At 44.8% G+C, this 12,923-nt stretch carries 13 protein-coding genes and 1 riboswitch; of the genes, 3 read left to right on the top strand and 10 right to left on the bottom strand.

What is annotated here, in order from left to right:
* The 8 genes from WG8_RS27960 to WG8_RS04565 form a co-directional block, all read right to left on the bottom strand.
* The coding region (locus WG8_RS27960; RefSeq protein ID WP_007428930.1) for an RtcB family protein at positions 1-549 on the bottom strand (549 nt) is incomplete at its 3' end.
* 179 nt (positions 550-728) lie between these two features.
* Positions 729-1,730 (bottom strand): Gfo/Idh/MocA family protein, encoded by a 1,002-nt coding sequence (locus WG8_RS04595; protein ID WP_007428929.1) that lies wholly within the window; start codon positions 1,728-1,730, stop codon positions 729-731.
* Positions 1,731-1,923: 193 nt separating this feature from the next.
* Complete coding sequence (locus tag WG8_RS04590; protein WP_007428928.1) at positions 1,924-2,820, bottom strand: Rpn family recombination-promoting nuclease/putative transposase; 897 nt, start codon at positions 2,818-2,820, stop codon at positions 1,924-1,926.
* 205 nt (positions 2,821-3,025) lie between these two features.
* Complete coding sequence (locus tag WG8_RS04585; protein ID WP_007428927.1) at positions 3,026-3,667, bottom strand: deoxynucleoside kinase; 642 nt, start codon at positions 3,665-3,667, stop codon at positions 3,026-3,028.
* Positions 3,664-4,287, bottom strand: coding sequence for a deoxynucleoside kinase (locus tag WG8_RS04580; RefSeq protein WP_007428926.1), 624 nt, complete (start codon positions 4,285-4,287; stop codon positions 3,664-3,666). Before WG8_RS04580 ends, WG8_RS04585 begins: the two co-directional genes overlap by 4 nt.
* 171 nt (positions 4,288-4,458) lie before the next feature.
* A complete protein-coding gene (locus WG8_RS04575) occupies positions 4,459-5,058 on the bottom strand; it encodes a response regulator transcription factor (protein ID WP_007428925.1) in 600 nt (199 codons plus the stop codon).
* Positions 5,055-6,188: a sensor histidine kinase gene (locus tag WG8_RS04570; protein WP_007428924.1), complete on the bottom strand. Its 1,134-nt coding sequence runs from the start codon at positions 6,186-6,188 to the stop codon at positions 5,055-5,057. Before WG8_RS04570 ends, WG8_RS04575 begins: the two co-directional genes overlap by 4 nt.
* Before the next feature lie 82 nt (positions 6,189-6,270).
* Positions 6,271-7,326 carry a fatty acid desaturase gene (locus WG8_RS04565; protein ID WP_007428923.1) on the bottom strand — a complete coding sequence of 352 codons (1,056 nt, stop codon included), beginning with the start codon at positions 7,324-7,326 and terminating at the stop codon, positions 6,271-6,273.
* Positions 7,327-7,546: 220 nt separating this feature from the next.
* Positions 7,547-7,632: riboswitch (ZMP/ZTP riboswitch) on the top strand.
* A 117-nt stretch (positions 7,633-7,749) separates the two neighbouring features.
* On the opposite strand from WG8_RS04565, the gene WG8_RS04560 reads away from it, so the two are divergent.
* The 3 genes from WG8_RS04560 (at position 7,750) to WG8_RS04550 (ending at position 10,997) form a co-directional block, all read left to right on the top strand.
* Positions 7,750-8,616, top strand: a complete 867-nt coding sequence (locus WG8_RS04560) for a bifunctional 5,10-methylenetetrahydrofolate dehydrogenase/5,10-methenyltetrahydrofolate cyclohydrolase (protein WP_007428922.1) — start codon at positions 7,750-7,752, stop codon at positions 8,614-8,616.
* Positions 8,613-9,248, top strand: coding sequence for a cyclodeaminase/cyclohydrolase family protein (locus WG8_RS04555; protein ID WP_007428921.1), 636 nt, complete (start codon positions 8,613-8,615; stop codon positions 9,246-9,248). The genes WG8_RS04560 and WG8_RS04555 overlap by 4 nt, the downstream gene beginning before the upstream one ends.
* Positions 9,249-9,482: 234 nt before the next feature.
* Positions 9,483-10,997, top strand: a complete 1,515-nt coding sequence (locus WG8_RS04550; RefSeq protein ID WP_043890789.1) for a stalk domain-containing protein — start codon at positions 9,483-9,485, stop codon at positions 10,995-10,997.
* A 130-nt stretch (positions 10,998-11,127) separates the two neighbouring features.
* On the opposite strand, the gene WG8_RS04545 is transcribed toward WG8_RS04550, so the two are convergent.
* Positions 11,128-12,120, bottom strand: coding sequence for an ABC transporter substrate-binding protein (locus WG8_RS04545; RefSeq protein ID WP_043890788.1), 993 nt, complete (start codon positions 12,118-12,120; stop codon positions 11,128-11,130).
* Between the two features lie 209 nt (positions 12,121-12,329).
* A complete protein-coding gene (locus WG8_RS04540; protein WP_007428918.1) occupies positions 12,330-12,722 on the bottom strand; it encodes a winged helix-turn-helix transcriptional regulator in 393 nt (130 codons plus the stop codon).
* Between the last annotated feature and the right edge of the window lie 201 nt (positions 12,723-12,923).

Raw genomic sequence — 12,923 nt, 5'->3', positions numbered from 1 at the left:
AAATCCGCTCGCCGTTTTATGCCCAAAGCCCCGGCTGCCAAAATGATTCGCAATCCAGACCTGCCCTGTCGCTTCCTCTATGAATACATCAACAAAATGATTACCGCTTCCTACCGTACCCAGTTGTTCTCTCGCCAGGGACTTGAGTTTGTCATGCTCCTGTTTCCCAATCGCTGCATATACCGCCCAATCGGGATCATCGAACAGCTCATGATCGACCTGAACCGCATTCACACGACCTACGCCAAACGAAACCTGACGTGCAATTTTATCCATGATGGATGAAATGTGGGGCTTAACATCTGCCGCAAACAATTTGGTTCTTACCGCTTTATTTCCGCAGCCAATATCATAGCCGACGCCCGAAGGGGAAATTTGTCCGTCATACACCACTACACCGCCGATGGGCTGACTGTAGCCTTTATGATGATCCGCCATCAGCAGCGCCTGAATCACATTGCCATTCTCCGCACACGTACGTGCTTGTGATAATGCTCCTGTATCGGGCGCTCCCCATACCCGTACGCCATGGATTTCTTGATAAGCCATTGTTTTTTTCCTCCTGTAGTGACTTCATTTCGAATGTTGTATCTGCTCATTGCATTATGTACGTTTTGGAAGCTGCCGAACAGGGTGGAAGTATTACAAGCAAAATAAGACTACCGTATATTTGCAAAATTGCAAAATCGGCAGCCTTTATGCTCGTGTCATATTGATCATTCAACAAACTAATGCGCAGACATATTTTTCAAATCCGCTTCATAACGAAGGCCGATCTGCTGTCTTGCATCCTCCATCACTTCAGCGACTGCAAGTGAACACTCCAATGAGTTAATGGAACTGTTGTGTTCTCCAATTTTGATCAGATCCATAAACTCCTGAATTTCATAATACATCGGCTCACGTGTCTGAGCTTTCGTCAAATCCTCTATGGTGCCGTCCCGATAATGGATTTTCACCTCATAGGGCTGACTGATTTTGTCGATCACCATCGTTCCATTCTCACCCTGAATTTCAGCAGGCAGATAGGAATCGGTAATTTTGGAATACATGACGACTGCATCCATATCAGGATATCGCATCACAATACTGCCCTCGCCATCGACGCCAGAGGACAATAGCACACCCACTGCACGAACCTCATCCGGTTTGCCGAACAGTGCCACCATAGGGTATAAGCAATACACTCCCAAATCCATCAAGGAACCATTGGAAAAAGCCGGATTGAAGGCATTTAATACGTTTCCTTGCTTAAAGGCATCAAAGCGTGAGGAGTATTGACAGTAGCTTGCAAAATAACGTCGGACCCGGCCTATTTTATACATATGTTCCTTTATGATTTTAAAGTTGGGCATAAGCGTGGATTTAACGGCCTCCATCAACAGAACATTGTTGTTGCGTGCGGCTTCGATCATGCTCCGCACCTCTGTTGCATTCGAAGCAAAGGGCTTCTCACAGAGCACATGCTTTCCGTGATTCATACACATAATCGCCTGCTCCGCATGCAAGGAATTGGGACTGGCAATATATACGGCATCCACCTGATCGCAGGCAGCCATTTGAGCCAGGTCTGTAAAAACCTCTGCTTGGCTGTTATATTGAGCAGCAAAAGCTTTGCCTTTATCCTCTGTTCGTGAGTATACCGCGGTCAGGGAAAATTCGTCCGTCTCCATCGCGGCTTGAATAAACCTCTCCGTTATCCAGTTGGTTCCAATAATGCCAAAGCGCATCAAAGTATCCCATCCTCCCCGTGAGTCATTCTCATTCAAATGTATGTATCTATTCTCGCATTCTAACCAAGGCTTGTCCACTATATCGTAGATATATCTTGTTCTTCACCATCCTTTATTCGACAAAAAAAGACTGTAGTCATCAGCTCCAATTATTTCTGATTGTACTACAGTCATTTGTATGTTTTTAATTTTATGCCTTCAATGCGCGGACTTCTGATTCGGATAAGCCAGACGCTTTTACAATCACTTCGATTTCAAGGCCCATATTCAGCATGTTCCGTGCAATTTCAAGAGCTTTTTGGCGCTCTCCTTCAGCTTTACCTTCGAGCTTTCCCTCAGCCATTCCTAGCTTCAAGCCTTCTTCCCTTGCGCCTTCAATCATAGAAGCCTCATCATGCAGGTACTTTTGTCGGGCTTCATACTGTAAACGTGCCTCTTTATCCTGACTTAGAAACTCCAGCGTAGTCATCGCCTTTTTCAAACCAGGTTCATTCATGGCTAGCACCTCCCATTGAGATGGATTAATTCCCTTTAAAAATAAAAGCCAGTTGACCAAACCGCCGCTGCCAGCCGGGACAACTTGCTCATCCAGCTTGGGCAGCTCTAGAAAATGCAACTCCATATCATCACTAAACGGAATGCCCGTACGGTCCTCCGTCAAATGAAACACATTATGATACCGGCTGTTCGGCAGGAAAGAGTAATTCAAAATGTTGATTGTCACACACTTTCTCAGCATTTTGTAAGATTGGCCTTCATATAATTGTCCTGCGTACTGCTTACTCCAATAGAATAAGGTTCGCTTATCCATGTCATATTTATTAAAAAGCTGCATTTCCACATTAATAAGCTGACCTTCCGACGTTCTGGCTCGAATATCTAAAATAGACTGCTTATCACGTGGTGCGTCTTTATCCGTATACGGATTCAAAAGTATAATTTCTGTTAATGGAGGTTTCCCCGCTTCCTCGAAAGTACGATTCAGGAAAGTTAAAAGCACATCACGATTTTCCTCACTTCCAAAAATACGCTTAAACAAAAAGTCATTCCGGGGATCCAGCATTTCTACCAATAGAATCAGCTCCATCTGCTCATATTATACCACGACCTTCAATAAGAAAACATAAAATAGAACGTATGTTCTTATTTATATCCACTAAAATATACCAGCTTCATAGGCGTTAGACTATATTCCTGATGAATCATTTTCAGTGAGCTTATCTGCATATATGTGCAAATTTATTTAGAGTATATAACGCAAAAAAACCGTCCTCTTGGACGGTGAGTAAAACTTATTTTTTGGAAATCACTTTGCCTACTTCTGTCAAAATGGCATCCATAGAAGCCGGGTCATGTACATCATACTCATCAATATTCAGACGCAGTACAGGGCAGGCATCGAATTCGTTGATCCAATTGGAATATCGGCGATGCATTTGCTCCCAATAGGCTCTCTCGGTCTGAATCTCCATCTCGCGACCGCGTTCCTTGATCCGGTTCAGTATGGATGGTAGGCTGCCTTCCAGGTAGATCAGCACATCGGGATGCGGGAAAAATGGCGTCATCACCATCGCCTCAAACAGGCTCGTGTACGTTTCATAATCCGTAGGGTTCATCGTTCCCTGATCGGCATGCATTTTCGCAAAAATACCTGTGTCCTCATAAATGGAACGATCCTGCACAAAGCCTCCACCGGACAAGAAAATATTTTTTTGCTCCTTGAAGCGCTCAGCGAGAAAATAAATTTGCAGATGGAAGCTCCATCTTTCAAAATCATGATAAAACTTTTCCAGATACGGATTATGATCAACCTGCTCCAAAGAGGTTTTAAAGCCAAGGCGTTCAGCCAAAGCTGCCGTTAGCGTGGATTTCCCTACACCTACCGTGCCCGCTACCGTAATCAGGGCATTCGCGGGAATGTTGTAATTATTCATTGAATAAGCTCCTTTACATCGGAAACAATTTGTTCGAACTGTGCTTGGTTTTCTACAAAATCAATCTCATTCCCATTTATGGTCAATATACGGGGCGAAGGGGATTGCTCAGCAAGAAACTGAATGCCTTTATCATAATCCTTAATTAACTGCTCTAGATAGGCGGGGTCCATCTCCTGTTCAAACGAACGTGCCCGCTTACGAATTCTGCCCAGCAAAGTATCCAAATCGGCTCTAATATAGATGATAATGTCCGGCTTAGGCATGTCATCTGTCAGCAGGTGATAAATTTTACGATATTTTTCAAGCTTTATACCCTTAAGTGTACGTTCGGCAAAAATCAGATTTTTGTAGATATGATAGTCAGAAATAACAGGCTGAGCCTTCTCAAGATATTGCAGGCCGGTGTCCTCCAGCTGCTTGTATCGGTTGCAGAGAAAGAACATTTCCAGTTGAAAGCTCCATTCATCTATATTTTGATAAAATTTGTCGAGAAACGGGTTCTCCTCAACAATTTCTTTAATGATCGGCATATGCAGCTCGGTTGAAAGCATCGAAGCCAACGTTGTTTTACCTGCTCCGATAGGTCCTTCAACAGCGATAAAAGGGGCATGTTTCATGCGGTTCCGTTCCTCCTTGTACTCCAGTCCATCCTGTAGACAACTATCCTATTGTATCACAAGGAAGTATGTTAAAGGCATATCAAATCTATGGATAAAATAAAAAAACAGAGCTGCCATATCCTGCTTCATAGCCATCTCTGTTTCTGCTCAAATATTTCTGCCAGTCACTCATTTAAACCAGCCTTTTTCATTAAAACGTGTAATGGCCTCAATCCGGTTGCTGACACCCAGCTTGTCGAGAATGACTGAGATGTAATTGCGCACCGTCCCTGTCGTTAAATACAGTTCACCAGCAATCTCCTTCGTGTTCTTCCCATCAGCAATGAGTGCCAATACGGTCTTCTCACGCTCAGTTAACGGATTGACTTCGGCATAGGCATCATCGACCAGTTCCGGGGCATAAATGCGACGACCCGCTATAATACTGCGAATGGAGGAAGCCAGTTCTTCACTGGGACTATCCTTGAGCAAATAGCCGTGCGTACCTGCCTTGATGGCCCGTTCAAAATACCCGGGGCGAGCAAATGTGGTCAAAATCATCACTTTGCAGTTCAATCCCTTGAGTTCTTCAGCCGCATCCAATCCACTCTTTATCGGCATTTCGATGTCCATGATGCATATATCCGGCTGGTACAGCTTGACCAGCTCTACAGCTTCTTCCCCGTTGCTCGCTTTTCCGACTACTTTCATATCCTCTTCCAGGTCCAGCAGCGAAGCAAGAGCACCGAGCAGCATACGCTGGTCTTCCGCAATGACAATTCGAATCACGGCCCCACCTCCTCGTTCGGCTTTTCAGTGATATTGGGCACTTTGATGACCAGGGTCGTTCCCTCATCTGAATGCAGCTCCATACATCCATTCACAAATTCGAGTCTTTCCTTTATTCCTTGCAGGCCATGTCCCCGAAAAACTGCATTTTCTCCCATAACGCCTGTCCCATTATCCTGAATCCGAAGGGTCAATTCCTTGCGAGACGGCTCAATGATGATGGAACAAGCGGTGGCTCCACTGTGCTTAACCACATTGGTCACCGCCTCCTTCATACACATACTAAGCACATTTTCGTTCATTAATGATGTATGCTTCAGCTTCGGGTCGCCCTCCAGGGTCAATTCAATATGAGCAGCCTTTAAAATCTGTCGGATACGCAGCAGCTCATCCTCTAATCGCATGCCGCGCATTTGAGTCACCATTTCCCGCACTTCTTTTAACGCGCTTCTCGCCGTAAGCCGAACATCGTTAATTTCATTCCGAGCCCGCTCCGGGTACTGATCCATCAGTTTGCCCGCCAGGTCGCTTTTCAGTCCGATGAGCGACAGCTTCTGACCCAAGGTATCGTGCAGGTCACGTGCAATTCTATGCCGCTCTTCCAGCTTAATCAATTCCGATATTTTCTTATTGGCATCCTCTAATTGTACTTGAAGCCGATCACTTTTGTTACGATTAAAATTCGTGATTGGAAGAAGAATCACACCAATCAGGTTGAGCAAAATAAAAGGAATCTGCTTGATAAAAACAGGATTTTCAGAAACAAAACCATAATTGATCAGTCCAATCGTAACAACCATCAGAACAATATACAGTGTCGTGAATGCGGATTTACTTTTAATATTTCCCATCAGATAAGCGATAAATATGGAAAAATACATATAGCTGAACAGCAGCGTCATGGTAATCGATATGACAATCTGTACACTGGTCCAGAAGTATACCAGCCAGCCCTGCGAAACAAAAGCCAGCACATAACAAGCAAAAAACACTAAAATAATGGCGGTGCCCAGAATAATATGACTAGTAGAGGAGGAACTGAAATAATAAAAGGGCAGGATGTAAAAGACAACCCACACATAAGGGCTAAGTCCCGTATTTTTTTGGAAAATCTGATACCATTTTTGCATCTTGCCTACCCTTCTCTCCTTCACATTCCTTTTGTCCCTTATCTTATCATATCGAAATGCGTACCAATCGTTTTCTTTCTGTTCATTTTCTTTCCGTGCTCACTACAGGTGCAGGAATGGGTTTCGGAACAGCAACACGTTTGCCCAGCAGCGGCTTCACTTGTTTAAAGGTCAAAAAGGTTTTCGTGCTTTCATCCCAAAGCCGGAACTTCAGAGATTGCAGACTGCTGCTCATGGTAATGGTGGTCGCTTTTTGCAGCAGTGGGGTCGCTTCATGTGCCTTCTCCAAATTATAATTTGGCACTTTGGGACTCAAGTGATGGACGTGATGAAAGCCGATATTCCCCGTAATCCATTGCAATACTTTAGGTAGCTTGTAATAAGAGCTGCCTTCTACGGCTGCATTGATATAGCTCCACTCTTCATCATGCTCAAAATACGAATCCTCAAACTGATGCTGCACATAAAACAGCCAGATTCCCAGCATGCCTGAACCAAAAAAGATTGGCACCTGTATCAGCAGAAACGACTGCCAGCCAATAGCCCAGCACAACAATGCATACAAGGCGATGATAGATATATTTGTGATATAAGTGTTTATTTTTTCCTTACGCTTTGCTGTTTTGACGTTAAACCGATAGGAGAGCAAAAAAGTATAAATCGGACCCAATCCGAACATAACCCAAGGGTTCCGGTATATGCGATAAGCCAGCCGTGTCCATGTAGTAGCCTGTGCGTACTCTTCCACTGTAAGTACCCACATATCCCCTGTACCTCTTTTATCGAGATTACTGCTGGTTGCATGGTGGACCGCGTGACTATTTTTCCATTGATGATACGGACAGAGCGTAATAACACCTGTAATCGTTCCCACAATGTCGTTCAGCCTGCGGCTTTTGAAGAAGGATTGATGACCACAATCGTGAAAAATGATAAATGTCCTTACCACAAACCCTGAAGCAATAACAATAATCGGAAGCGTCACCCAATAGGATACCGACAGACTGAGATAAGCCGCATACCATAGCAGGATCAGCGGACCCAAGGTGTTAATGAGCTGCAGAACGCTGGATTTCGTATTTATTTTTTCGTAAGGAGCCATATTTTTTTTCAATTGGGCTAATGAAGGCTGTGCCATACTTAATGTTAATCCTCCTTTAAAAATGACGTCTGTACCTTGATCTTCGTCAGACGCACATGTAGATCTAACCTCAGTATAAGGAGCTGCCTCTGGCCGCTGTAGTCATAAACGTCAGTTCGGGAGTATGACATTTGTCATATCATTAAATCATTTAGCCATTTACCAATGGTTCACGGGTTTATTTTCGGGAGATTATTTGCTAAAATATAAAGCAAATAACGCTGTATGTGACTGGCGAAGTCAGTGGAATAAACCACGAGGGAGCATACAAACAAAAGCGTGCCGTTCGCCTGGGAGAAGTATTTGCAGAGGATTCGTCTATCCTGACGACCTTGTGCAAATACTTTTTTTTGTTTTACAAGACCATGACACCCTGTTGATTCCATCATTTGTGCGATAAATTCAGAGGAGGCCCGAACAATGGCTATCATTATGAAATCCAAAGAAGCAGCTGAGCAAGTGTATGCAACGATCCGTTCCCAGGTGGAACAGCTCAACCAGCAAGGACATCGTCCCCATCTGGCAACTTTATTGGTAGAAGGCGATCCTGCCTCTGCCTACTACGCCCGGACCAAGCAAAAAATAGCGGAGAAGCTGGGCATCTCCTTTCATCTCCATACCTTTGACCGTCATGTTAGAGAAGCCGAGCTCCTGCACCTGATCGACAGCCTGAACGAAGCTTCGCATGTACATGGCATTATGCTGGAATTGCCCCTTCCCCGACATCTATCCGCCTCTGTCATTAAACAGTCCATCGCCCCGTACAAGGATATTGATGGAATTACCCCGGGTAATAAGCTGGCTACCGTTACTGGTGAAGCCGGACTGTATCCCGCTACACCTCAAGCCTGTATTGAGCTGCTCAAGCATTACGGCCACACCTTGGCAGGCAAAAATGTCACTCTAGTCGGCATCGGACAGACCGTGGGACTCCCTCTTTTTCACATGCTGCAAAGAGAAAATGCCACCGTCACCGCCTGTCATGCGGGCACACGTGATATTGCAGAACATTTGAGTCATGCAGATATTGCCTTCGTCGCAGTCGGATGCCCTGATGTAATTACATCGGATATGGTGCATCCCGGTCTGATTTTGGTAGATGCGGGAATTAACGAGACGCTGGAGGGAAAAATAGTCGGGGATGCCGCTGTAGACGTTGGGGAAAAGATACATGCGATTTCTCCCGTGCCTGGCGGTGTCGGCACATTAACGACTGCCATCCTGTATAAAAATCTGCTCAAAGCAATTGAACTGCAACAATACTCCCGAGAGGTGGTTTATTCATGAGTGAACTGTCGTGGAATGATTCCATTCGACAATTTCTGAAAGAGGCTGGAAGCGCAGCTCCTACGCCCGGAGGGGGAAGTATATCCGCACTGGCTGCGGCGCTGGGCGCGGCGATGACCTCCATGACCGCCAACCTTTCACAAGGAGAAAAGTTCGCGCACATCCACGAACAAATTACCGAAGTGATTCGCAGCATGGAAAACCTGACCACACGCTGTGAGGAACTGATGGCCGCAGACATCCGATCCTTTGAACAGTACATGACGGCGCTCAAGCTCCCCAAAGGAACAGACGAAGAAAAGCGTTATCGTACCCATTCTCTACAGACCGCGGTGATTGCTGCCATTGAGGTACCAATGCGTCTGCTGGAAGTATGCCGGGACGGATTGTCCCATGCCTGCCGTATTGCAGAGACGTCCAATAAAAATGTTATTTCTGATCTTGGCATAGGCGCGATCCTGTTTGAAGCTGCTGCACAATCCGCCCTGCTGACCGTTGACATTAACCTTGCCTCGCTAAAGGACCTGGATGTCAAACAATCCTATGAAGCCAAAACAGCTGCGATCATCCGTGAAATTGCACAAATCAAAGAACAAACCTTATTGATCGTGCGCAGCCGAATCGCAAATTAGTCCGTTTATAGCAGGGTGAGCCATTGAGTTAACTTTTCCCAAATCATATTCTGCTTCCATGCTCAAAAATAGCCTCCAACCCCCGTCTCTGAACATGGGTTTGGAGGCTATTTTATTGGAATTCATCAATTTGTGGAAAACCTTTCTAAATATTTAACGTCTATGGATAAGGGGATATTTCCCAAGATGTTGGTTTTTATCTTATATAACTGATGAAGAAATGAGGAAAAGCGTATGAAAAGGCGGACTCTATTACTCAGTATGATCGCGTTATTGTTGTTCAGCTCTAGTGCATGGGCGGCCGAAAAAGAATCAGACTCCCGTATTCGTTCCTATGATTCTGGGAGTCTGATTCAATCCGATGGAAGCTTGTGGTTGTGGGGCTATAATCAATCTGTTCCTACTCGCGTAGAAGGTAAGGCGGACGTTGTAAAAACATTTTCTAATATCTTCAACGAAGGCGATCTGGTATTTACCTTACAAGACCAATCCGCTTGGTATGTACCAAGAAATAATATTGCTGAAGCCGTGAAATTCATTCCTCTGGAAGAAGTACAGAACCTCGCAGCTGTAAGTGGTTTAAATGATCATGTGCTTGCCCTAAGTACCGAAGGCAGCGTATATTCCGCTGATTGGCACAACAATGGCGACATCTTGGATCCTTTTCAAACTGTAGCTGGTATCGACGAGGTTGCAAATATAGACAGCTACTATGAAGAAAGACCAGAATATGAGGAAAGCTGGATTTTCTTAAAAAAAGACGGCAGTGTGTGGAAAAATACAAAAGGCTTGCAGGGCATCAAACCTATTTCCTCATTACAGGATATTACGGCAATCGCGAAAAACATAGCCTTAAAAAAAGACGGTACCGTGTGGACATGGCCCAAGGAATTTGATACAAACGCTGCCTTATCCGACACTACAACGGCTTCGCAGATTCAATCCTTAACAGGAATCCAGACGATCAAATCTAATGGCCGTACCAACCTCGCGATAGATCGGCAAGGTCGGCTGTGGTTCTGGGGTGCTACAGTCACAGGCTACTCGGATAGTACAGCCTATCACAATGAAAATAATCCTGTACTGTTGACGGGTGTAAGGAATGTTAAAGACGCCTTCATCGTTGAACGCTCTATCCTTGCACTAACCACAGAGGGGAATGTTTATGGAGCTTCCTTGGAAGGTGAAAAATTATCGTCAAATGCCCACTTTACATTACTTGCCCAAAATATTCAAAGCATCAAAGCAGGCCCAAGGCATGTGATCATGCAAAAAACGGGCGGCAGCCTGTGGGGCTGGGGAGTCAACAAACATGCGCAGCTCGGCATAGGGGATTACGAATTTCTTTACAGTACGCCGGTTCCTGTACAAAAGCCGATTCTCGTCCGTCTCAACGGTACACCTGTCCCCTTGAGTAACGGTGTGATTACTCGAAACGGGCAGGCGTTCATTCCCCTCCGTTCTGTTTTTGACAAGCTGGGGGCCGAAGTCACCTTTGACTCCAACAATAAAGTAGCGAAAATTATTCAGTCCAAGACAGGAGCCACTCCTGTCTCTCTACAATTGAATCTCAAAACCAGCCAAACAACAGTTAACGGTAAACCTGTGGAGCTCACCAGCCCTCCGTTCACGGTGAATGGTATTGCCTATCTTCCTCTGCGATTAATCAGCGAGACGCTAGGGGCCAAGGTAGATTGGATACAAAAAGAAGATACGATCACCATCACGACTACCACTTCGACGAAATAAGAAGGTCGATCTGCCGAATATGCTGCAGCAAAACCTGACATGGTAAATCTCAATAAAACGAACCAGCCGAAACATAATTTATGTTTTGGCTGGTTCGTTATTGCTTTGCTAAGGCATGTACACAGTTTACCTATTTTTTCGCTTTATTCTCTTTTTCTCTTTCAATCAGCATATCAACGATCATATCAATCTGTCCGGTAATTGCGATCGGATCATAACGATAATACGTATCAAAATCGTTAAAGAACACTCTATTGTTCTTCACCGCAGGCAGGTTCCCCCACACGGCAGACGATTTCAGCTGCTTAAGCGCGTCACCCTTTTTCTCCGGATCATAGGTCGTCAGGAACATATAATCTGCGTCATATTGCGGCAGTACCTCCATCGAAAGCTGTACGGTTTGTTCCTTGGAGTTCGCTGTCTTCTTCGGCATATTCAGCTTGAGCGCATTGTATACAGCTTGTCCACCCCGGCCCGCATTATCTCCAAATATCCAAAGTGCATTCTTGTCCGTCAGCTCATACAGGCCGAAGGTTGCCTTTTCGTCAATCACGCCTTTAAGACGTACGCGGCCTTCAGCAGCTTTTTTATCAAATGCAGCAATAAATTGCTCTGCCTTTTCTTTCTCCCCGGTGATGTCACCGAACAGCTTCACGGTATCGTAAATATTGGTCGTCGTGCCATACGGAATATACAGAGTAGGTGCGATTTTAGACAAAGCCTCGTAATTCGTATCCTTCATAACCACGATCAGATCGGGTTTGAGTTCCAATGTCTTCTCCAAATTGGTCGGGTCACCCACTTCTTTGGTCCCTTTTTCCTTGAGCAAGTCGGTCAGAAAAGGATTTTGAAACGCAGTCGGCTCTACACCCACCACATTAGCTCCTACGGACAATAATTCCCCACCATAGAAATCCGTTACAATGCGCTGTGGTTTGACTGGAATTTGAATATCCCCTTTTACCGTTTTAAAGCTTCTCGTCTCAGCCGAAGTTGGCTCTTTCTTATCCCCTGAAGCTGGAGCGGAATTACTTCCATTATTGCTTCCGCTGCAAGCGCTAATGAATACAGACAATACAAGCATCAAAGTAGTCAGCATAAAAAACGATTTTTTCTTCAACATATGAGCCCCCTATGTAATATGGAAATAGCCTTATATATTTGTGATAATGATTATCAATATCGTAAGAAATATATCAGGCTGCCTTCATGTTGTCAACTAAAATTGATAGCATAGCCTAACTGGAATAGATCAGCTTCCACAGTAGGTAAAAAGGGAAAAGACCTGTCAATGGATGACAAGTCTTTTGTCGTGAGGTCTGTCTCGGCATGCTACAAATTGGGGCTCGGATGTTGAAGGCGGCTGTCTGCTGGACGTTGCTTGGTTTTATAATTTTCTCCCCAGTCCTTCATCAGGTTGATAATCGGGATCAGAGTTCTTCCAAATTCAGTTAGGGAGTATTCGACCTTGGGTGGAACCTGCTGGTAAACCTCCCGATGAACTACACCGTCCTCTTCCAGCTCGCGCAATTGGAGTGTCAACATACGCTGTGTAATTCCCGGACAAATACGCCGAAATTCACTAAACCGCTTTGTTCCATACATGAGATGGTATAAAATAACCCCTTTCCACTTGCCCCCAATCACGTCCAGCGTGTACTCCACAGGACATGCCTGATCATTTCCAGTAGGACATTCCCCAAAGCCACCCTTCCGATTGCGCATAGGTTTTTCTCCCCCTTGGTAACATTTTTTATACTACAGCACATTAATGTGCGTACTTCAAAAACGATCATGTATATTCTAATATTAAGCATGCCACTCGGTAAGCGTCAATTCTAATCCATATTCATAAGGAGTGTAAAAACAATGGAAACCTTAACAACCACTAAACATCAAATCTTGTCCGCATATGAGTTCAGACAT

The organism is Paenibacillus sp. Aloe-11, from assembly GCF_000245715.1.
GTDB lineage: Bacteria > Bacillota > Bacilli > Paenibacillales > Paenibacillaceae > Paenibacillus > Paenibacillus kribbensis.
This window is presented reverse-complemented; position numbering and strand designations above follow the sequence as displayed.